This is a genomic window from Frigoribacterium sp. CFBP 13712, from assembly GCF_014842255.1.
Taxonomy (GTDB): domain Bacteria; phylum Actinomycetota; class Actinomycetes; order Actinomycetales; family Microbacteriaceae; genus Frigoribacterium.
The window spans coordinates 1-19529 of record NZ_JACYVH010000008.1; the positions used below are offsets into that span (position 1 = coordinate 1).

Annotated in this window: 18 protein-coding genes; 8 read left to right on the forward strand and 10 right to left on the reverse strand. The window is 72.5% G+C overall.

The annotated features are described in order from the left end of the window. Positions 1-188 precede the first annotated feature (188 nt). A complete protein-coding gene (locus tag IFT51_RS12620; RefSeq protein WP_371740794.1) occupies positions 189-1673 on the reverse strand; it encodes a sugar porter family MFS transporter in 1485 nt (494 codons plus the stop codon). A gap of 37 nt (positions 1674-1710) precedes the next feature. Here IFT51_RS12620 and IFT51_RS12625 point away from each other — a divergent pair, with 37 nt between their 5' ends. From IFT51_RS12625 to IFT51_RS12640, 4 genes are all read left to right on the forward strand, one after another. After that, positions 1711-2064, forward strand: coding sequence for a multidrug efflux SMR transporter (locus tag IFT51_RS12625; protein WP_192061443.1), 354 nt, complete (start codon positions 1711-1713; stop codon positions 2062-2064). After that, entirely contained in the window at positions 2064-2381 is a 318-nt protein-coding gene (locus tag IFT51_RS12630) for a multidrug efflux SMR transporter (RefSeq protein ID WP_192061444.1), read from the forward strand. Before IFT51_RS12625 ends, IFT51_RS12630 begins: the two co-directional genes overlap by 1 nt. A 118-nt stretch (positions 2382-2499) precedes the next feature. Then, entirely contained in the window at positions 2500-3690 is a 1191-nt protein-coding gene (locus tag IFT51_RS12635; protein WP_192061445.1) for a calcium:proton antiporter, read from the forward strand. A 151-nt stretch (positions 3691-3841) separates the two neighbouring features. Then, complete coding sequence (locus IFT51_RS12640) at positions 3842-5236, forward strand: PP2C family protein-serine/threonine phosphatase (RefSeq protein WP_192061446.1); 1395 nt, start codon at positions 3842-3844, stop codon at positions 5234-5236. Here the strand turns inward: IFT51_RS12640 and IFT51_RS12645 are convergent. From IFT51_RS12645 to IFT51_RS12670, 6 genes are all read right to left on the reverse strand, one after another. Then, the gene (locus IFT51_RS12645; RefSeq protein ID WP_192061447.1) at positions 5161-5802 is read right to left on the reverse strand and encodes a TetR/AcrR family transcriptional regulator; all 642 of its coding nucleotides are present in this window, start codon (positions 5800-5802) and stop codon (positions 5161-5163) included. The two genes, IFT51_RS12640 and IFT51_RS12645, sit on opposite strands and share 76 nt — an antisense overlap. Before the next feature lie 56 nt (positions 5803-5858). Continuing rightward, positions 5859-6800 (reverse strand): MurR/RpiR family transcriptional regulator, encoded by a 942-nt coding sequence (locus IFT51_RS12650; RefSeq protein WP_197982042.1) that lies wholly within the window; start codon positions 6798-6800, stop codon positions 5859-5861. Continuing rightward, positions 6797-8095 (reverse strand): allantoate amidohydrolase, encoded by a 1299-nt coding sequence (locus IFT51_RS12655; protein WP_371740795.1) that lies wholly within the window; start codon positions 8093-8095, stop codon positions 6797-6799. The genes IFT51_RS12650 and IFT51_RS12655 overlap by 4 nt, the downstream gene beginning before the upstream one ends. Beyond that, positions 8092-9420: an alanine--glyoxylate aminotransferase family protein gene (locus IFT51_RS12660; RefSeq protein WP_371740796.1), complete on the reverse strand. Its 1329-nt coding sequence runs from the start codon at positions 9418-9420 to the stop codon at positions 8092-8094. The genes IFT51_RS12655 and IFT51_RS12660 overlap by 4 nt, the downstream gene beginning before the upstream one ends. A gap of 122 nt (positions 9421-9542) precedes the next feature. Next, on the reverse strand, positions 9543-11300 hold the full coding sequence (locus tag IFT51_RS12665; protein ID WP_371740797.1) for an AtzH-like domain-containing protein: 1758 nt from the start codon (positions 11298-11300) through the stop codon (positions 9543-9545). Then, positions 11293-12432, reverse strand: a complete 1140-nt coding sequence (locus IFT51_RS12670; RefSeq protein WP_192061448.1) for an acetamidase/formamidase family protein — start codon at positions 12430-12432, stop codon at positions 11293-11295. Before IFT51_RS12670 ends, IFT51_RS12665 begins: the two co-directional genes overlap by 8 nt. A gap of 159 nt (positions 12433-12591) precedes the next feature. On the opposite strand from IFT51_RS12670, the gene pucL reads away from it, so the two are divergent. Together pucL and IFT51_RS12680 are read left to right on the forward strand one after the other, a co-directional pair. After that, positions 12592-13485: a factor-independent urate hydroxylase gene (gene pucL, locus IFT51_RS12675; protein ID WP_192061449.1), complete on the forward strand. Its 894-nt coding sequence runs from the start codon at positions 12592-12594 to the stop codon at positions 13483-13485. Between the two features lie 56 nt (positions 13486-13541). Further along, the gene (locus IFT51_RS12680) at positions 13542-14018 is read left to right on the forward strand and encodes a nucleoside deaminase (RefSeq protein WP_192061450.1); all 477 of its coding nucleotides are present in this window, start codon (positions 13542-13544) and stop codon (positions 14016-14018) included. 34 nt (positions 14019-14052) lie between these two features. Here IFT51_RS12680 and uraH read toward each other — a convergent pair whose 3' ends face one another. Together uraH and IFT51_RS12690 are read right to left on the reverse strand one after the other, a co-directional pair. Further along, positions 14053-14379: a hydroxyisourate hydrolase gene (uraH, locus tag IFT51_RS12685; RefSeq protein WP_192061451.1), complete on the reverse strand. Its 327-nt coding sequence runs from the start codon at positions 14377-14379 to the stop codon at positions 14053-14055. Further along, entirely contained in the window at positions 14376-14945 is a 570-nt protein-coding gene (locus IFT51_RS12690; RefSeq protein ID WP_192061452.1) for a 2-oxo-4-hydroxy-4-carboxy-5-ureidoimidazoline decarboxylase, read from the reverse strand. The genes uraH and IFT51_RS12690 overlap by 4 nt, the downstream gene beginning before the upstream one ends. Positions 14946-15002: 57 nt before the next feature. Between IFT51_RS12690 and IFT51_RS12695 the strand changes: the two genes are divergently transcribed. After that, positions 15003-15812: a xanthine dehydrogenase family protein subunit M gene (locus tag IFT51_RS12695; RefSeq protein ID WP_192061453.1), complete on the forward strand. Its 810-nt coding sequence runs from the start codon at positions 15003-15005 to the stop codon at positions 15810-15812. A 44-nt stretch (positions 15813-15856) separates the two neighbouring features. Beyond that, positions 15857-18655, forward strand: coding sequence for a molybdopterin-dependent oxidoreductase (locus IFT51_RS12700; RefSeq protein WP_371740803.1), 2799 nt, complete (start codon positions 15857-15859; stop codon positions 18653-18655). A 103-nt stretch (positions 18656-18758) separates the two neighbouring features. Here IFT51_RS12700 and IFT51_RS12705 read toward each other — a convergent pair whose 3' ends face one another. Then, entirely contained in the window at positions 18759-19442 is a 684-nt protein-coding gene (locus IFT51_RS12705; protein ID WP_192061454.1) for a DUF2848 domain-containing protein, read from the reverse strand. Between the last annotated feature and the right edge of the window lie 87 nt (positions 19443-19529).

The window sequence follows — 19529 nt, forward strand, 5'->3', positions numbered from 1 at the left end:
TCAGCACCGACGCCGTCCAGGACGAGATGCTCGTCGGCGTCGCGAAGATCACCGTCGCCACGGAATAACACCCTCTGGTGAATCCGTGACGACAGCCGGCCTCGCCCACCCGGGCGGGGCCGGTGTTCCCGGTGGGCCCCCTCTCGCACCTCGTGCGGGAGGGGGCTTCTCCTATGCGCCCGCGGGGGTCATCTCACGACGTCGATGGACCCTGTGCTGAAGTCCTCTTCGATCTGCTCGAGAGAACGGCCGTTGGTCTCGGGGACGCGGGTCCCGGCGAAGACGAAGGAGGCGGCGTTCAGCACGGCGAAGATGAAGAACGTCGTCGAGATGCCGATGCCCGCGACCAGGATCGGGAAGAGCAGGCTGACGGCGAAGTTCGTGAGCCAGAGCACGAGCGCGGTGAGGCCCATCCCGATCCCGCGGAGCTTGAGCGGGAAGATCTCGCTGAGCATGAGCCACACGAGCGGCCCGATGGTGCCCTGCATGGTGCCGACGAAGCCGATGATGAAGATCAGCACGACGATCGCACGGCCGAGGCCCTCCGGGATCAGCAGGGACGACAGGCCGATGAGCAGGTGGAAGACCGTCACGCCGGCGAAGCCGAACATGAGCATGTTGCGTCGGCCGACCCTGTTGATGATGCGCAGGGCGACGAGCATGGCGACGACCGCGATCACACCGGCGCCGACGTTGGCGATGAGGGCGCCGTTCTGCGAGAAGCCCGACTGCTGCAGCACCTGGGTGCCGTAGTACATGATCGAGTTGATGCCGGTCAGCTGCTGGGCGACGGCCAGGCCGATCCCGACGAGCAGGATCTTCCGGAGCCAGGGTTCGGCGACGAGGTCGGCGAGACGGGCTCGTCGGGCCTCCTTCTCCTCCTCGGCGAGTTCCCGGACCTCGGCCATCTCGGCCACGGCGCGGTCCTCGGCGCGGATCTGCTTGAGGACTGCGAGGGCGTCGTCGTCTCGGCCCTTCGCGATGAGCCAGCGGGGGCTCTCGGGCACACGGAACATGCCGATGAAGAGCGCGATGGCGGGCAGCACGGCGACCGAGAGCATGTAGCGCCAGACGTCGTCGTGCTCGCCCCAGATGCTGCCGATGACGGCGTTGATCGTGAACGCGGCGAGCTGGCCCGAGACGATCATGAGCTCGTTGCGACTGACGAGTCCGCCGCGCTGCTCGGTCGGGGCCAGCTCGGCGAGGAAGACGGGGACCGTGACGGAGGCGCCGCCGACGGCGATCCCGAGGAAGAACCTCGCCCCGGTGAGGAACTCCCAGGTGGGGGCGAGGACGCACGCGAGGGCGGCGAAGAAGAACAGGATCGCCAACGTGTTGATGGTGGGCTTGCGGCCGAAGGCGTCCGAGATCCGCCCGATGAAGAACGCCCCGAGGGCGGCTCCGATCAGGATCGCCGACACCATGACGCCCTCGGTGGTGGGCGTGAGCCCGAGGCTCTCCTCCATCGAGTCGAGGGCGCCGTTGATGACACCGGTGTCGTAACCGAAGAGCAGCCCGCCGAACGTCGCGATGACCGCGACGGTGCCGAGTCGTCTGGTGTGGGGCCCGGAGACCAGAGCGGGGAGCGCTCGTCGGGGAGAGCTGCCGGATGCGTTAGTGACGGCGATTCCTTCGTTGAGTGCAGCGACTGCCGCACGCCCACGGTAGTGCACGGTGGTCTCTAAGCTCGATCGACGAAGGGACCGACTCATGAACGAGACCACGAAGGGCTGGCTGCTCCTCGCAGCGGCGATCCTGTCCGAGGTGACCGCGTCGCTGTCGCTCAAAGCCGCCCTCGAGCAGCCCGCCTTCTACGCCGTGGTCGCCGTGGGCTACCTCGCCGCGTTCATCCTCCTGGCCCTGGTGCTCCGCACCGGGATGGCCCTCGGGGTCGCCTACGGCATCTGGGGTGCCAGCGGCGTCGCCCTGACGGCGGTCGCATCGAGTCTGTTCTTCGGCGAGCCGATCACCCTCCTGATGGGCATCGGCATCGTCGTCGTCATCGTCGGCGTCCTCTGCGTCGAGCTCGGCGCCCAGGCTGCGAAGAAGCCGGAGACCGACTGATGGCCTACCTGTTCCTCCTCCTCGCCATCGCCTTCGAGGTCGCCGGGACGACGTCCCTCCGCCTCGCCATCGACGACAGGCGCTGGTACGGCGGCGTCGCCGCCGGCTACGTCGTCGCCTTCTCCATGCTCGCCCTCGCCCTCGCTTGCGGCATCCCCCTCGGAGTCGCCTACGGCATCTGGGCCGCGGCAGGGGTCGCCGTCACCGCGATCATCTCGAGGTTCCTGTTCGAGGAGCCGCTGACCTGGCTGATGAGCCTCGGCATCGTCATCATCGTCGGCGGCGTGCTCCTCATCGAACTCGGCGCCAGCCACTGATCGTGCGTTCTGCACCGGGGATGCTCGGGCGGCGCTGGTATCGTCGGCTGATCGATGCACCCCGGGGGACGACCTCCGCGGGTCGGCAGCTCTCGGGGACGACCTCGCGGAGGTGACCATGCCCCACACGACTCGTCCACACCCCTCGACAGAGGCACCGACGACGGCCCTCGGCGTCGTCCTCGCCCCCTCGACCCTCGTACCGCTGATCGCCGTGTGGCTCGTCGTCGCCGCCTCCGTCATCGTCGGACCGGGTCTGCTCCGCGACCCCGTCGCTCCCCCGGTGGCCGCGGTGTCGTTCGTCGTGATCCTCGCGGCGATCGTGGTCGCGGCGTTCCGCGTCGTCCACGAGGCCGAGCACCTGGCGAGAGCCCTCGGAGAGCCCTTCGGCACCCTGATCCTGACCCTGTCGATCGTGATCATCGAGGTCATCCTGATCGCCTCGGTCATGCTCGGGCCGGGTGAGTCGACGACCATCGCCCGCGACTCCCTCTTCGCCGTGATGATGATCATCATCAACGGCGTGCTGGGTGCCGCCCTCCTGGTGGGCGGACTGCGGCACGGCCCCCAGCGCTACAACCGGGAGGGCACGTCGCAGTACCTCGGCATGATCGTCGTCTTCACGCTGCTCGCGCTCGTCCTGCCGAATGCGACCACCTCGGCCGCCGCCGGATCGTTCTCGGACGTGCAGGCGGTCGGCGTCGCCGTCCTGGCGGCCGCCGCCTACGCGATCTTCCTCGGCCTGCAGACCACGAAGAACCGCGAGCTGTTCACGCAGCCCTCCCCCACAGCGGCGACGATGTCGGAGGCGACGACGGGCGGCACGGGGAACGAGTCCGCGGCCCATCCGAGCAGATCCATCGTCATCACCCACTCGGCTCTGCTCGTCGTCACCGTCCTCCCCATCGTGCTGCTCTCGCACGATCTGGCCACTCTGCTCGACGTCGGGATCGCCCTCCTCGGCGCCCCCGCGACCCTGAGCGGCGTCCTGATCGCCCTCATCGTCTTCACTCCCGAGGCTGTGACGGCGATCCGCGCCTCCCTGGGGAACGAGACCCAGCGGACCATCAACCTGGGGCTCGGCGCCTTCGTCTCCACCGTCGGCCTGACCCTCCCCGCGGTGCTCGTCATCGGCCTGATCACCGGCGAGACGGTCGTCCTCGGCGAGTCGGCCGCGAACACGGTGCTCATCGCCGCGACGCTCGCGTTGAGCATCGTCACCTTCACGTCGAAGCGCACCAACGCGCTGCACGGGGTCGCCCACCTCGTCCTGTTCGGCGTGTTCGCCCTGCTGATCTTCTCCCCGTGACCAGGACGGGTCGTTCCCCAACTGGGGGTGCCCTGCCGCCCCCTCCGGCGGCTTAAAATACCGTGGGGGTCCGAGGCGTGCGAGGCCGCCGATACGACCCGCCGAGGTCGAGTTCTCCGGTCGCCCGACTACGAAGGAACAGAGATCCTCCTTGCTCGACTCCATCACTCTGCGGATCGCGTTCGGCGTCATCACCCTCACCCTGTTCCTGCTCTTCGCGTTCGTCACCTACCGCAGCACGCGATCCGCCTTCAGCTTCTGGTGGTGCGCGGCGCTCGTCCTCTTCATGGCCGGGTCCTTCGCCTATCTGCGAGACGGCACGGCCGACCAGGTGTGGGGCAACCCCCTCGGCAACGGCGTCGTCGTCGCCGGTGCCGCATCGGTCTGGATGGGCAGCAGATCCCTGCGGGGCCGACCGACGCCGTGGTGGCTCGTCGTCGCACCGGCGGCCTTCGTCACGTCCGTGTCGGCCTTCGACTCGCCGGCGACGAACGACTGGTCGGGCGGACCCTTCTATCTGGCCCTGATGGGCGCTCTCATCAGTCTCTCCACCCGCGAGATCGTGCTGCTCGACGCCCACCTGTCGCGAACCCGCTGGCCGCTCATCCTGGCCTCGGGGGCCCTCGGTCTCTACTACCTCGTCCGCTTCGGGGTCTTCCTGGCGGTCGGCCCGCGCAGCGACCTCTTCGTCACGTTCTTCGGAACCCCCTCGACGACGCTGATCACCCTCGTCCTCCTCGTCGTGGTGTCGTTCAGCATGGCGTCGCTCAGCGGCGAGCAGACCACCAAGGTGCTCGCCGCCCGCGCGGCCCGCTCGCGTCAGGAGCTGCTCGACGGCGGCGGGGTGCAGCGCCGGCTGCTGCCGCAGTCGACCCCCGATCTGCCGGGCTACGACGTCGCCGGCACCTGCATCCCGAGCGGTGCGGTCAGCGGTGACTTCTTCGACTGGCAGCGGACACCGGACGGCCTCGTGGTCACCCTCGCCGACGTCATGGGCAAGGGGGTCGGCGCGGCGATGATCGCGGCGACCGTCCGGGCGTCGCTCCGCGCCGCGACCCCGTCTCACGAGCCCGGTCAGACGGTGTCCATCGTCGATCGCGCGGTCGAGACGGATCTCGAGGCCGTCGACGCCTTCGTCACGCTGCTGCACCTGCAGCTCGACGCCGAGAGCGGCGTGGTGACGGCGGTCGACGCGGGTCACGGTCTGGGCGTCATCTGCCGAGCCGACGGCACCCGCGAGGTGATCGCCTCCGAGAACCTCCCGATGGGGGTCTTCGGCACGCAGACCTGGGTGACGACCACGGCGCGTCTCGATCCCGGCGATCTGCTGCTGATCTGCAGCGACGGGGTCCTCGACCTCTTCGACGACGACGTCTCGGCGCTCAGCAGGGCCGCCGACGTCGCGACCGCCGCCGAACCCACCGCGTCGGGCGCGGTGACGAGCATCACCCGTCTGGCCGCCGAGGGCGACTACCCCGACGACGTGACCGTGGTGGCGATCCGCCGCGATCTCGTCAGCGCCTCGACCACCTCGCCCATCACCTGACCCGGCGACACCTCGCCGGTGGCGGGCGAGTCGAAGGCCGACCCGAGGGCGATGTCGATCAGGAGGCGCGCGAGGGTGTCGGAGGTCAGTCCCGTGACCTGCACCGTGCCTCCGGCGAAGACCTGATCGATCAGCCCGCGCAGCTTCTCGAGCACGGCCCGACGCTGCTCGACGAAGACCGCCATGACCTGCTCGTCGGCGAGCGCCTGCGAACGGAACTCGGACATGAGCGCGAAGTCCTCGGCCGTGCCGGGGCCGTACGGCTCGAACGCCCGGCGCACCGCGTCGGGCAGCGAGGTCAGCTCGGTGCCGGGCAGCATCATGTCGTCGAGGGCCTTCAGCGCCCCGTCGGTCTCGCGGCGCAGCAGCTCGACCACGAGATCGGCCTTCGACGCGAAGTTCGAGTAGACGGCGCCCTTGCTGAAGCCGGCCTCGCGGGCCACCTCGTCGAGCGTGGTCGTGTGGACCCCGCCGGTCGAGAACAGCCGGGCCGCGGCCACCAGCAGCCGTTCTCGCACCTCCGCCTTGCGGGGCCGAGAACCGGGGGCGTCGGCGGTGCTCACCATGACTTCGACCCTAGGGGACTCTCCGTCGCCGCCGCTGCGACGCTGGCCGTCATCCGCTACTCGAGTTCGGCGAGGTCGCTGTAGAGCGACGTGATCTGACCGACCCGCGTCCGCCCCGCCCGCGGATGCTCGGCGAGCACAGCGGAGGCGAGCAGCGCCGCGAGACTCATCGCCGCGGCGTAGCTGTCGAACGGCGACTCGCTGTCGACCGGGCACTCGAGCCGCAGCGCACCGGGGGCGCGGGCCGTCACGTCGCCGATCAGCACCACGGGCACGCCCTGCCGCCCGAGGGCGCTGACGAGCCCCGCGAAACCGGCCGGTCGCCGACGGAACCCGACGAGCACCACGACGTCGCGCTCGCCCAGCCCGGCGAGCTCTTCGCCGACCGACTGCCCGGGCTGCGGCGCGAGACGCACGTCGTCGCGCGCCTGCACGAGCTGCTGCCGCAGGTGCGAGGCGACCGGGTAGCTGTTGCGGAACCCCGCGACGACCACCCGGCGGGCCCCGGCGATCAGCGTCGCCGCCCGCTCGAGCCGCCCGTCGGCGAGACCGTCGAGCATGCGCTGGAGGTTGCGGTGCTCCGCCGCCGCGTGACGCACGAGATCCGAGGAGGCGCTGGCCGACCCGACCGGGACCCCTCGGCTCCGTGCGGCCCTCGCCTGATCGCGGACCTCCTGCGCGTCGGTGAACCCGAGGCGCCGGAACAGCCGCGACACCGTCGCCTTCGACACCCCGCTCTGCTCGGCGATCTCGGTCGCCGTGTAGACGGCGAGGTCGTCGAGGTGATCGAGGATGAAGTCCGCCGCACGCTGCTCGCTCGGGCTCAGCGCACCGTAGCCCGAGTCGATGCGGTCGCGGATGCCCTCGGGGGCCGGGTCGGGGGCCGGGTCGAGCGACGAACCGGGGGCCGGGTCGGGGGCCGGGTCGGGGGCCGGCGACCCGGGGGCGGTGGCGGCGGGGTCGACCCGACCCGCGCCTCCTGCGGGGGCGTCGCTCATGCGGTCGTCTCGGCGGAGACGTGCCGGGCGGCGAGTTCGCGGACGGCAGCCTCGAACGCGTCGAGCGCGACGGCGACGTCGGCCGCGCTGACGGTCTCGTCGGGGTGGTGGCTGATGCCGCCGTTGCCGCAGCGGACGAAGAGCATGGCCCAGTCGGTCAGGGCGTCGATCGCCATGGCGTCGTGCCCGGCCTTCGAGAACAGGGTCATCGGATCGGCGTCGCCGGTCGCGACGATGCCGGTGCGCACCGCGTCGGCGAGCGCCGCCGACGCGACGACGGCCGATGCCGAGTGGGTCTCGTGGGCGGCGAAGACGAGCCCGCGTTCGGCGCAGGTGCGGGCTGCGGCGGCCTCGATGGCGGCCCAGACCTCGTCGCGCCGGTCGTCGTGCTCGGCCCTCAGATCGAGGCTGAACTCGACGAGCCCGGGGATCACGTTGACCCCGCCGGGGAACGCCTCGAGACGCCCGACGGTGGCGATGCAGCCGGCGTCGCGGGCGATGCGCTCGACGGCGAGCACGACCTCGCTCGCCCCGGCCAGGGCGTCGTGCCGCCGGTGGAAGGGCACACCGCCGGCGTGCCCGGCGACTCCCGTCATGGTCAGCTCGAACCGGCGCGCACCGGCGATCGACGACACGACGGCGAGCGCCCGGTCGGCCTCTTCGAGGTACGGACCCTGTTCGATGTGGGTCTCGAGATACCCGACGACGGAGCCCCGAGGAGGCGCGGCGTCGCCCACGGCCTCGGGGTCGAGCCCGAACGCGACGAACGCGTCGCGCAGGCTCACGCCCTCCGAGTCGACGAGCTGCCACCACGCGTCGTCCCAGGTGCCGGCGACGGCGCGCGATCCGAGCAGGGCCGTGCCGAAGCGGGTGCCCTCCTCGTCGCCGAACGCCAGCACCTCGACGGCGAAGGGCAGCCGGATGCCGGCGGCGCTGAGACGCTCGACGACCGCGATCGCGAGCAGCACGCCGAGCATGCCGTCGTAGCGCCCCGCGTCGGGCACCGTGTCGAGGTGCGAGCCGAGCAGCAGGGCGGGCGCCCCGGGCTCCCGGCCCTCGTAGCGGCCCCGCTGGTTGCCGGCGGCGTCGAGCCAGGTCGTCATGCCCGCCTGCTCCATCCACCGACCGGCGAGCTCGTTGACCCGCGCGTGCTCGGGGCTGAGGTAGACGCGGGTGAGACCGGTGCTGCTCGACGACACGGCGGCGAGCACGTCGCAGCGCTCGAGCACCGTGCGCGCGTCGGCGGCGATGCCGGAGGCGCGGGGCTGGGGTGCGGAGGCCTCTTCGGGACTCACGCCGCGCCTCCTGCGCCGTCCGTCTCGGTCGCCGCTGCTGCGGTCGTCGCCGCCTCGGTCGCCGCCGCCGTAGCTGCCGCTGCCGTCGCCGCCGCGCGGTCCGCGTCGGTGTAGACGTCGTAGGCCGCGCCCACTCCGCCGCCGGTCGTGATCGGCGCTCCGGCCCGGCGCAGCACGGCCTCGAGCGCGGAGAGAGTGGTCAGCACGGTGTCGCGACGGGCGTTGTAGCCCATAGTGCCGATGCGCCACACCTTGCCGTGCAGCGGACCGAACGAGGTGCCGATCTCGATGCCGAAGTCGGTCAGCATCGCGCCGCGCACCGCGTCGCCGTCGACCCCGTCGGGGATCACCACGGCGACGACGTTGTTCATCTTGTGCGCGAGATCGCCGAACACCTCGAGACCGAGGCCCTGCACGCCGGCGAGCATGGCCGAGCCGTGCAGCGCGTGCCGGGCGATGGTCTGCTCGAGGCCCTCGTCGACCACGAGCCGGGCGCACTCGCGGGCGCCGTAGAGCATGGTCGTCGCCTCGGTGTGGTGGTTCAGCCGCTGCGGGCCCCAGTAGTCGAAGATCATCGCGAGATCGAAGTAGTTCGAGGCGATGCGGCGACTGCTCGTGACGTCGCCGTCGCCGCGGATGCCCGCCTCGATCGACGTCCGCGACCGGATCGCCTCGACGGCACGCGGCGAGAAGGTGGCGGGCGCCGAACCCGACGGACCGCCCAGGCACTTCTGCAGCCCCGCGGTGACGGCGTCGAGGCCGAGCGCGTCGGTGTCGAAGGCGTTGCCCGTGATCGAGGCCGTGACGTCGGTGTAGAACAGCACGCCGTGCTTCGCGCAGACCTCGCCGAGGCCCTCGAGCGGCTGGGCGACGGTGGTCGACGTGTCGCCGTGCACGACGGCGAGCAGTTTCGGGCGCACCCGCTCGATCGCGGCGGTGATCCGCTCGAGCGTGAACACCTCGCCCCACGGCACCTCGATGGTGTGCACCTCGGCGCCGCAGCGCTCGGCGATCTCGCGGAGGAGGTGCCCGAAGCGCCCGAACACCGGCACCAGCACGCGGTCGCCCGGCTCGATCAGCGACACGAGGGCGGCCTCGATGCCGGCGCGCGAGGTGCCGTCGACGAGCACGGTCTGCTCGTTCGCGGTGCGGAACACCTCGCGGTAGAGGGCCTGCGTCTCGTCCATGTAGGCGGTCATCGCCGGGTCATACTGACCGACGAGCTGCGCCGACATGGCGCGCAGCACTCGCGGATCGGCGTTGATCGGGCCGGGGCCCATCAACAGTCGAGCGGGGGGATCGATCTGCTGGAAGACTCGTTTCACCCGGCCCATCTTACGCAACCCGTGTTTCAGGCGGATGAACTCGTGCTGCGCGGGAGCACGGCGCACTCAGGAGGCACGGCTCGGGACGCGCGGTGCAGGAGGCGCTGTGCAGGAGGCGCGGCTCAGCCCGGCCACGCCGCCGCGAGCCCGAGCAGCGCGAGGTCCGACCCCCGCGGCCCCACGAAGCAGAGTCCGACCGGCGCCAGGCGTCGAGATGCCTCGAACGGCGCCCTCGACGGGCCCGACTGCCCCCGTTGCGTCACTTCGATGGGCCCGGCGACGGGCACCTCGAGTCTCGGCGCCGAGACCGCGGGCGCGCCGAGCACCCCGGCCACGCAGGTCAGCCCGAGGGTCGCCGACCGCACCGCGTCGACCTCGGCCGCCGACGCACTGAGCGACGGTGCCGCCGACGACGCGCTCGGCAGCAGCAGCACCCGGTCGGCGAGGAGGGACTCGAGACGGCGACGCTCGTCGGCCAGGGCGACCCGCGCCTCCTCGGCACGCTGCGGCGACACCGTCGAGCCGAACGCGAAGCGCGCCGCGACGTCGGGGGCCAGGCACCCCGGGTGAGCGGTGATCCACGCGCCGTTCGACTGCCACGCCTCGTACGCCTGCAGCACGCGGAACAGCTCGAACAGCTCGGCGACGTCACCGAGCGCGACGGACTCGGGGCGGGCGATGCTCCCAGCCGACACGGCCTCGTCGATCGCCCGGGTGAAGGCCGACCGCACCTCGGGCGAGACCGCCGCGAGCAGCGAGGGGTCGACGACGTACGACGGGTCGACGCCGCGCTGATCGACACCCGGACGATCGACGGCGGGCAGCGTCACCGCAGCCGCCCGCAGCAGTGTGTCGGCGTCGCGCGCCAACCAGCCGACGGTGTCGAAGGTCGGGGCGAGCGGCAGCAGCCCCGTGCGGTCGACGGCTCCGTGCGTCGTGCGGAGACCCCAGAGCCCCTGGTACGAGGCCGGCACGCGCAACGAACCGCCCGTGTCGGTGCCGAGACCGATGCTCGCCTGGCCGAGGGCGACGGCCGCGGCCGGTCCGCTGGTCGATCCGCCCGAGATCGCACCGGGCACCGCGGGGTTGGGCGGGGTGCCGTATGCGGAGTTGCGGCCGGCGACGCTGTACGCGAACTCGTCGGTCTGGGCGATGCCGGTCACCGACGCCCCCGCCTCGAGCAGGAGCCGCACCGCGGACGCGTGCTCCGTCTCGGGGGCGGCCTCGTCGAGGAACGCGGGCACGCCGGCGCCGATCGCCTGACCGGCGACGGCGAAGAGGTCCTTCACGGCGACGGTCTCGCCGACGAGCGACCGGTCGGGCGCACCGCCCCCCTGACCTTCAGGAGGCGCGGTGCTGGTCGCCCCGTCGTCTCGCCGACCCGGCACGAGCGGCTCCCCCACCACGCGCCACACCCGTCGGTCCACGGCGGGCGCCGGCGCCTGGACCTGTGCCGACGCGATGCGCCAGGTGCCGCCGGCTGAGGCCCCTGCGTCGGCACCGGCGCCGGCACCGCGGCGCCAGAGCTGCGTGACGACCCCGCGCCCGCCGCCCGCCGGCGCGTTGACCGAGACGATCAGCGCGGTGTCGTCGTCGAGCACCCGAGCGTGCACCTCGACCACCCGACGCACCGGCCCCGAGCCCCGTCGACCACGGAACGCCGTGATCGCCTCGTGCCCGACGAGGAGCCCGCCGGCGTCGGCGCGCAGCACGGTCGCGGTCGGCTCGAACGCGGCCGCGAGCGCCGCCTGGTCGTCGGCGGCGAGCGCACGCTCGTACGCGTCGAAGGCGGCGAGCAGCCCGTCGGGCAGCGACCCCTCGACCGAGGCGAGGGCCGTGACCGAGCCGACCCGCGCCTCCTCGGGGACGCCCTCAGCCACGGTCGACCCCGTCGAAGTCGGCGACGCGGATGCGGGCGTGCACACCGGTGACGAGATCGACGACCTGCGAGATGTCGAAGTCGGTGGCGGCGCTGAGATAGGCGTAGGCGAGGGTCTCGTCCATGCCCCAGCGGGCGCGGAGGAGGGCGATCGCGGCGCGGACGCAGGCCCTGACGGCCTCGTCGAGGTCGGGGTCCATGCCGGTGGGCACGAGGTGCTCGTGCGTCTCGGCGAGCGGGCCGACCAGTTCGCCGAACTCCGAGACGGCGACGTCGTGCGGCACGACGTCGACGCGCAGGGTGACCCGCAGCGACGCCTCCATCGCGGTCAGCGCCACCTCGCCGTCGCCCTGCGCGAAGTGCGGGTCGCCGACGTAGGCGAGGGCCCCGTCGACCTGCACGGGCAGGTAGAGCGATGCGCCCTCGGTGAGCAGGTTGATGTCGATGTTGCCGCCGTGCGGACCGGGCGGCACCGAGTGCGGACGCTCGCCGCCCGCGACCGCGACGCCCATGATTCCGAGGAACGGCCGCAGCGGGAACCGCACCGCATGCGGGCCGCCGGGCACGACCGGCATCGTGCCGACCAGACCGTCGGGGCCCGCGTCGACGGCCGCGAAGACGCTGACCGAGTCGTCGCCGAGCGGGTACTCGCCGGCGAGGGCGCCCCGCCCGTGCCGGTTCGACACGACGCCGTAGGGCACGCGCGGCGTCGCCGTCACGACGGTCATCTTGAGGAGGTCGCCCGGTCGCGCGCCACGGATCTCGACGGGGCCGGTGACCACGTGCGGACCGTCGACGGAGGCGTCGCGACCCGAGACGTCGGAGGCCGCGATCTCGACCGCGTCACGCAGCACCGCGTCGGCGGGCACCCCGTGCGACGCGAAGAAGGCGAGCGGGTCGCGGCCCTGGTCGTCGAGCACGCCCTCGTGGCTGACGGTGTCGATCGTGACCGTCGAGCCCGACTCGATCGAGAGCACCGGAGCGTCGGAGGCGCAGGGCAGTCGACCCCAGAGCGTCGTCTCGGGGGTGGCCGGCAGGTAGGCGTCGCCGGGCAGGTCGCCCTCGCCCGGCTGCAGGACGGGGACGACGGGGGCGGCGGCTGCGGCGGATGCGGCGGCGTGGGGGTCGGTCATGCGGGGCCTCTCGATCTCGCGCGCCCGGGACGGTCTTCACCGGGGCCCTCCCGACCCTAGTGACCCGACCTCCCCTCCCGAGGACGACCCTGAAACAAGCAGTTCACAAACGGCCGATCGTGAAACACGCCGTTCACACGACCGTGTGAGGATCACCGCATGGCGATCATCCTCGGCGACAACCAGTACGGCAAAGCGGAGTCACGGCTCGTGCGCATCGTGCGCGACGCCCCTCGGCACGAGATCCGCGACCTCAACGTGACCACCGCGCTGCGCGGCCCGTTCGAGGCCGCCTACCTCGAGGGCGACCAGTCGGCCGTGCTGCCCACCGACACCCAGAAGAACACGGCGTTCGCGTTCGCCAAGTCGCACGGCGTCCAGTCGATCGAGGGCTTCGGGCTCGATCTCGCCCGGCACTTCGTCCGCGACGTCGGGCCCGTCGAGGGCGCCCGCATCGAGATCGAGGAGTTCGCCTGGCAGCGCGCCGTCGTCGACGGCGTCGAGCACGACCACACCTGGCTGCGCACCGGTCAGGAGGTCCGCACGGCCGCCGTCACCGTCGACGCCACCGGCGAGCACGTGATCGGCGGCTTGAAAGACCTCGTGCTGCTGAAGTCGACCGGGTCGGAGTTCGCAGGGTTCCTCAGCGACGACTTCACCACCCTGCCCGAGACCCACGATCGCGTGATGGCGACAGCGCTCGACGCGAAGTGGCGGTTCACGTCGACCGAGGTCGAGTGGGACTCCGTCTACGCCGAGGTGAAGAGACTGCTCGTCGCGCACTTCGCGACCCTCCAGTCGCTCGCTCTGCAGCAGACGCTCTGGCACATGGGCCGCGCGGTGCTCGAGGCCGTGCCCGAGATCGCCGAGGTGCGCCTCGTCGCACCCAACAGGCACCACTTCGCCTACGATCTCGACCGGTTCGGTCTCGAGAATCAGAACGAGGTGTTCTGGGCGGCCGACCGGCCCTACGGTCTGATCGAAGCCACCCTCATCCGCGACGACGCTCCCCCGGCCGGCGAGGCCTGGCGCGCCTCCGCCGGTCTGGCCTGACGCACCGGTCCCGCGCCCGCACCCCGACACCCGAACCCGACACCCCAGGAGGCGCCATGCCCGGCACCGACGACGCCCAGTGGCTCGCCCGCTCCATCGACCTCGCGGTCGCGAACGTCGCCGACGGCGGTGGCCCGTTCGGTGCGCTGATCATCCGCGACGGCGTGGTGCTCGCCGAGGGGCAGAACCGGGTCACCCGCGATCTGGACCCGACGGCGCATGCCGAGGTCGTCGCGATCCGAGCCGCCTGCTCGGCGATCGGCGACTTCTCTCTCGCCGGGGCGACGCTGTACACCTCGTGCGAGCCGTGCCCGCTCTGCCTCTCGGCGGCGCTCTGGGCTCGCGTCGACCGCGTCGTCTACGCCGCCGACCGGCACGACGCGGCGCGCGGCGGCTTCGACGACCTCGAGTTCTACGAGCTCTTCGGTCGCGACCGCGAGACGTGGGACCTCCCCGTCGACGCCGTCCGACCCGAGAACGCCCCGGCGCCGTTCGACGCCTGGCTGGCCCACGACCACCGGACGGACTACTAGGCCGGTGCCGGTGGCGGAGCGCAGGAGGGGCGGGTCAGCTGCCCCGGTACGTCGAGTACGCGAAGGGGCTGAGCAGCAGGGGCACGTGGTAGTGCGCGGCCTCGTCGGCGAGGTCGAAGTCGATGGTCACCCGCGGGTAGAACGACTGACGCTCGGAGGCCGCGAAGTAGGCGGCCGTGTCGAAGGTCAACCGGTAGGCGCCGGCCGCGAGGGCGTCGGGCCCGAGGTCGCCGACCCGGCCGTCGGCGTCGGTCACGGCCGAGGCGAGCACCGCGCCCGTCTCGTCGGCGAGCGCGACGGGCACCCCGGCCGCCGGGCGACCCAGCGCCGCATCGAGAACGTGCGTCGTGACGTGGCTCATGCGCGGAGCGTGCCGGCGTCGGCCGCGGGGTCGGTCGCGCGCGGCGACGCCGTCTCCGCCGAGCGCCCCGACTCGGCGCTGGTCTCGCCGAAGGTCTGCCGCAGTCGCAGCACCGCGATCTCGACCAGCTGGGCGCCCGCCTCGCGCTTCTCGGTCTCGTCGTCGAGCTTGAGCCGCCGTTCGAGCTCGTCGATGATCTCCTGCCTGCTGCGCCCCGCGGCCCTGATGACGAAGACGCGATCGAAGCGCGCCTCGTACGTCGCGTTGCCCTCGGCGAGCGCCTTCACCTCGGCGGGGTCGTCGGTCAGCTGCGACGCCTGCTGCTCGCGGCGACTGAACTCCTGTGAGGAGCCCTCTCCGACCGGCGCCTCGCCGATGCGGGGGTGGTGGGCGAGGGCCTCGTCGATCTCGTCGCCCGTCAGCTCGGCCCCGGCGCGCTCGGCGACGGCCACCAGTTCGGAGACGTCGGAGTACGGGGCACCGGACGCCACCTCGTCGACCCAGCGCTGCACGGACAGCGCGGTCGTGAGGTGGTCGCGCAGCTGGCTCTCGGAGACGTCGATCATGGACGACACTGTATCCACGACTGGCTGCACGCCGACGACCACAGGCGGGAGCATCGCATGGACCTCGTGACGGTGACGGACGTCCGCACGCCCTCCTCCCGTGCGGAGCTGTCCTTCGCCCCGGGCGAGCGGCCGATGGGCGGCGGCACCTGGCTCTACTCCGAGGCGCAGCCGGGGCTCACCGGTCTCGTCGACCTCACCTCGCTCGGATGGTCGCCTCTCGACGAGACGCCCGACGGGGTGACCGTGGGCGCCACCTGCACCATCGCCGAGCTGACCCGGCTGCGGGCCCGGCCCGAGTGGGCCGCGGCGCCGCTGATCCGTCAGTGCGCCGAGAGCCTGCTCGCCTCGTTCAAGATCTGGAACGTCGCGACCGTGGGCGGCAACGTCGCGCTCGGCCTCCCGGCCGGCGCCATGACGTCGCTGATGTCGACCCTCGATGCGACCGCCGTCGTCTGGACGACCGACGGCGGCGAGCGCCGCACCCCGGTGGCCGAGTTCGTCACCGGCGTGCGCGAGTCGGCGCTGGCCCCGGGCGAGGTGCTGCGGGCGCTCGAGATCCCGACCGCGTCGCTCGAATCGCAGACGGCCTTCCGGCGCATCGCGCTGAGCCCGCTCGGTCGCTCGGGCACCCTGGTCACCGGGCGCCTGGCCGAGGCGGGCGAGTTCGTCGTCACCGTGACGGCCGGCACGATCAGGCCCGTGCAGCTCCGTTTCGACGAGGTGCCGAGCGAGAGGGCTCTGTCGGCCGCGCTCGACGGGGTCGACGAGTGGTACGACGACCCGCACGGGGCACCCGACTGGCGGCGGGCCACGAGCACGGGCTTCGCCGAGGAGATCCGACGAGAACTGGGGGGCTCCTGGTGAGCAGAGACGACGAGGGCACCCGGGGCCGGCACGGCTCGACAGGGGTGCAGGGCATCACGAACAACGGCCGCCGGGTCGTCTTCGAGGTCGACGGCGACACGCTCGACACCCCCGTGGCGCCCGGGCAGGTGCTGCGGACGGTGCTGCGCGACGCCGGCGTCCATTCGGTGAAGAAGGGCTGCGACGCGGGCGACTGCGGCGCCTGCTCGGTGCTGGTCGACGGCGACCCCGTGCACTCGTGCGTGTATCCGGCCCACCGGCTGGACGGCCGGGCGGTCACGACCGCGGCCGGGCTCGGCACCCCCGACGCCCCGCACCCGATGCAGCAGGCGTTCGTCGACGCGGCCGGGTTCCAGTGCGGCTTCTGCACGGCGGGCATGGTCGTGACGGCCTCGACGTTCACGGAGGCCGATCGGGATGATCTCCCGCGCCTCCTGAAGGGCAACATCTGCCGGTGCACGGGGTACCGGTCGATCCGCGACGCGATCTGCGGGGTCGGCAACACGGTCGCACCGGCGGTCGGCGAGGCGGCGGGCCGCTCGGTCAAGGCGCCCGCCGGGCTGCGCGTCGTGACGGGCCGCGAGGAGTTCACCCTCGACTCCCCCGCCCCCACGGCCCTGCTGCACATCGCCGTGCTCGGCAGCCCGCACCCGCACGCCCGCATCGTCGCGATCGACACCGCGGCGGCGCTCGCACTGCCGGGGGTGCACGCCGTGCTGACGCATCACGACTCGCCGGCCACCCTGTTCTCGACCGGTCGCCACGAAGACCGGGAAGACGACCCCGACGACGGCCTCGTGCTCGACCCCGTGCTGAGGTTCCGCGGCCAGCGGGTCGCCGCGGTCGTCGCCGAGTCGCGGCGGCAGGCCGAGCTCGCCCGCGACGCGATCGTCGTCGAGTACGAGCAGCTGCCCGCGGTCTTCGACCCGGAGGAGGCGCGGCTCCCCGGGGCCCCGCTGCTGCACGGCGAGAAGACCAGCGAGGTCTCGCGCATCGCGGTCCCCGAGCGCAACACCGTCGCGGCCATGCACGGCGAGACCGGCGACGTCGAGGCGGCGCTGGCCGCGGCCGACGCGACCGTCGAGGGCACCTGGACGACGCAGCGGGTCAGCCACGGCTCGCTCGAGACGCACGCCACCCGCGGCTGGCTCGACGACGACGGGCGCCTCGTGCTCCGCACCTCGAGTCAGGTGCCGTTCCTGGTCCGCGACGAGATCGCCCACGTGTTCGGTCTGCCCGAAGACCGGGTCAGGGTCTTCACGAAGCGCGTCGGCGGCGGCTTCGGCGGCAAGCAGGAGCTGCTGACCGAAGACCTCGTCACGCTCGCCGTGCTGGCCACCGGCCACCCGGTGCAGTACGAGTTCACCCGCGACGACGAGTTCACGATCGCGCCGACGCGGCACCCGATGCGGGTGCGCGTGCGACTCGGCGCGACAGCCGACGGCACGCTCACCGCGCTGCACGTCGACCAGCTGATGGACACCGGCGCCTACGGCAACCACGGCGTCGGCGTCATGTACCACTCGGTGCACGAGTCGGTCGCGGTCTACCGCTGCGCCTCGAAGCGGGTCGACGCCGAGTCGGTGTACACGAACAACCTGCCCTCGGGCGCGTTCCGCGGGTACGGCCTCGGGCAGGTGATCTTCGCCATCGAGTCCGCGATGGACGAGCTCGCGATCAGGCTCGGCATCGACCCGTTCGAGCTGCGACGGAAGAACGTCGTCGTGCCGGGCGACGCAATGGTCGTCACCGATCCCGACGAGGAGACCGATCTGATCTGGGGCAGCTACGGCCTCGACCAGTGCCTCGATCTCGTCGAGGAGGCGCTGGCCGGCCCCGACGCGCAGCCCGCCCCCGAAGGCCCCACCTGGTCGACCGGCACCGGCATGGCCCTCGCCATGATCGCCACCATGCCGCCCCGAGGGCACTTCGCCGACACCACCGTCGAGCTGCGACCCGACGGCGGCTACGACATCGGAGTCGGCACGGCCGAGTTCGGCAACGGCACGACGACGGTGCACACCCAGCTGGTCGCGACGGCCCTTGGCACGACACCCGACCGGGTCTCCGTCCGCCAGTCGGACACCGACGTCGCCCGGTACGACTCGGGGGCCTTCGGGTCGGCCGGCGTCGTCGTGGCGGGCAAGGCCCTCTGGGCCGCGGCGCACAAGCTGCGCGCCGCCATGATCGACCGTGCGCTGACCCTCGCCGGAGGCGCGGCGGACGTGGTCGACGGCGGCACCGCCCCCGAGGTGGTGCCCGGCGGGGTCGTGGTGACCCGCGCCTCCTCGGCGGGGTCGGCTGGGTCGGCGGCCGGGCCGGCGGCGACCCGTCTCGTGACGGTCGACGAGCTCCTGGCCTACGGCCCGCTCGTGGCCGACGGCAGTCACGACGGCACGCCCCGATCGGTGGCGTTCAACGTGCACGCGTTCAAGGTGGCCGTCGACCGGTCGACCGGCGAGGTGCGGATGCTGCGCTCGATCCAGGCGGCCGACGCCGGCACCGTGCTGAACCCCGAGCAGCTGCGCGGGCAGATCGAGGGCGGCACTGCCCAGGCGATCGGCACGGCCCTCTACGAGGAGATGATGCTCGACGGCGAGGGGCGGGTGCTGACGACGGCGCTGCGCAACTACCGGCTGCCGAAGTTCTCGGACGTCCCCGAGACCGAGGTGCACTTCGCGACCACCCACGACGAGCTCGGCCCGCTCGGCGCGAAGAGCATGAGCGAGGCGCCGTACAACCCCGTCGCCCCGGCCCTCGCGAACGCGATCCGCGACGCGCTCGGGGTGCGGCCGCACGAGCTGCCCATGTCGCGCGACCGCCTCTGGCGCCTCGCCCGCTGACGGCCGGCACGGGTCCGGGGCCTGAGCCTGGGCACCGGGCGGCGTCGACGGCACGGGCAGGGCCGGCGGGCCGGGCCCGGTGCCGAGGAGGCGCGGGTCGGCCTCAGCCGATCGGCGCGGGCATCGGGACGACGCGGTACGCCGCCTCGAGGGTGTCGCCGGTGGTCGGGTCGTGCATCTCGACCGACCACGAGTCCGCGAACTGGTCGACGCCCGGCAGCATCGCCACGGTGCCCGAGATGAGAACGGTGCCGGGGGTCGCGAGGTCGCGCTCGGCGAGCACGTCGAGCCAGTAGTCGGGGGTCAGCAGGGCGCCGAGCGTGGAGTCCTGGATGAGCTGACGGGAATCGCCCGATCCGACGTAGCCGCGGAGCGTGATCTCGTCCAGGTGGTCGCGCACGTCGTCCAGCCGCCAGGCGCGGGTGCCGAGCACGTCGGGGCTCGCGTTCTTGCTCCACGCGACGCCGTGCACCTCGAGAGCACGGTCGGTGTGGTCGCAGGCGACGGTGAGCAGCACGCCCGAGTCGGTGATGACCAGGGCCCACTCGGCCTCGCCGCTGGTGCGCCCGTGCTGCACGTCGACCTCGGTCGCCTGCGAGGCCAGGTAGGGCGAGACGGGGTAGAGCGCCGGGGTGGTCGTCGGGCCGGGCACGCCGAGCTCGGCCAGCTCGGCGATGTGCGCCTGCACCTCGCTTTGCTCACGACCGGCGTAGCCGGCGTTCAGGAGGCGCGTGACCTCGACGGTCTCGGCCGAGCCGTCGGGCAGGGTGAAGCGGAGCGTGCTCATGGGGGTCTCCTCGAGGGTGGTCGCGTGTTTCGGCCTGGTAAAAAGTGCGCCGTTCCGGCCCGCGACGCTGTCGCCGGAGGTCGTCGT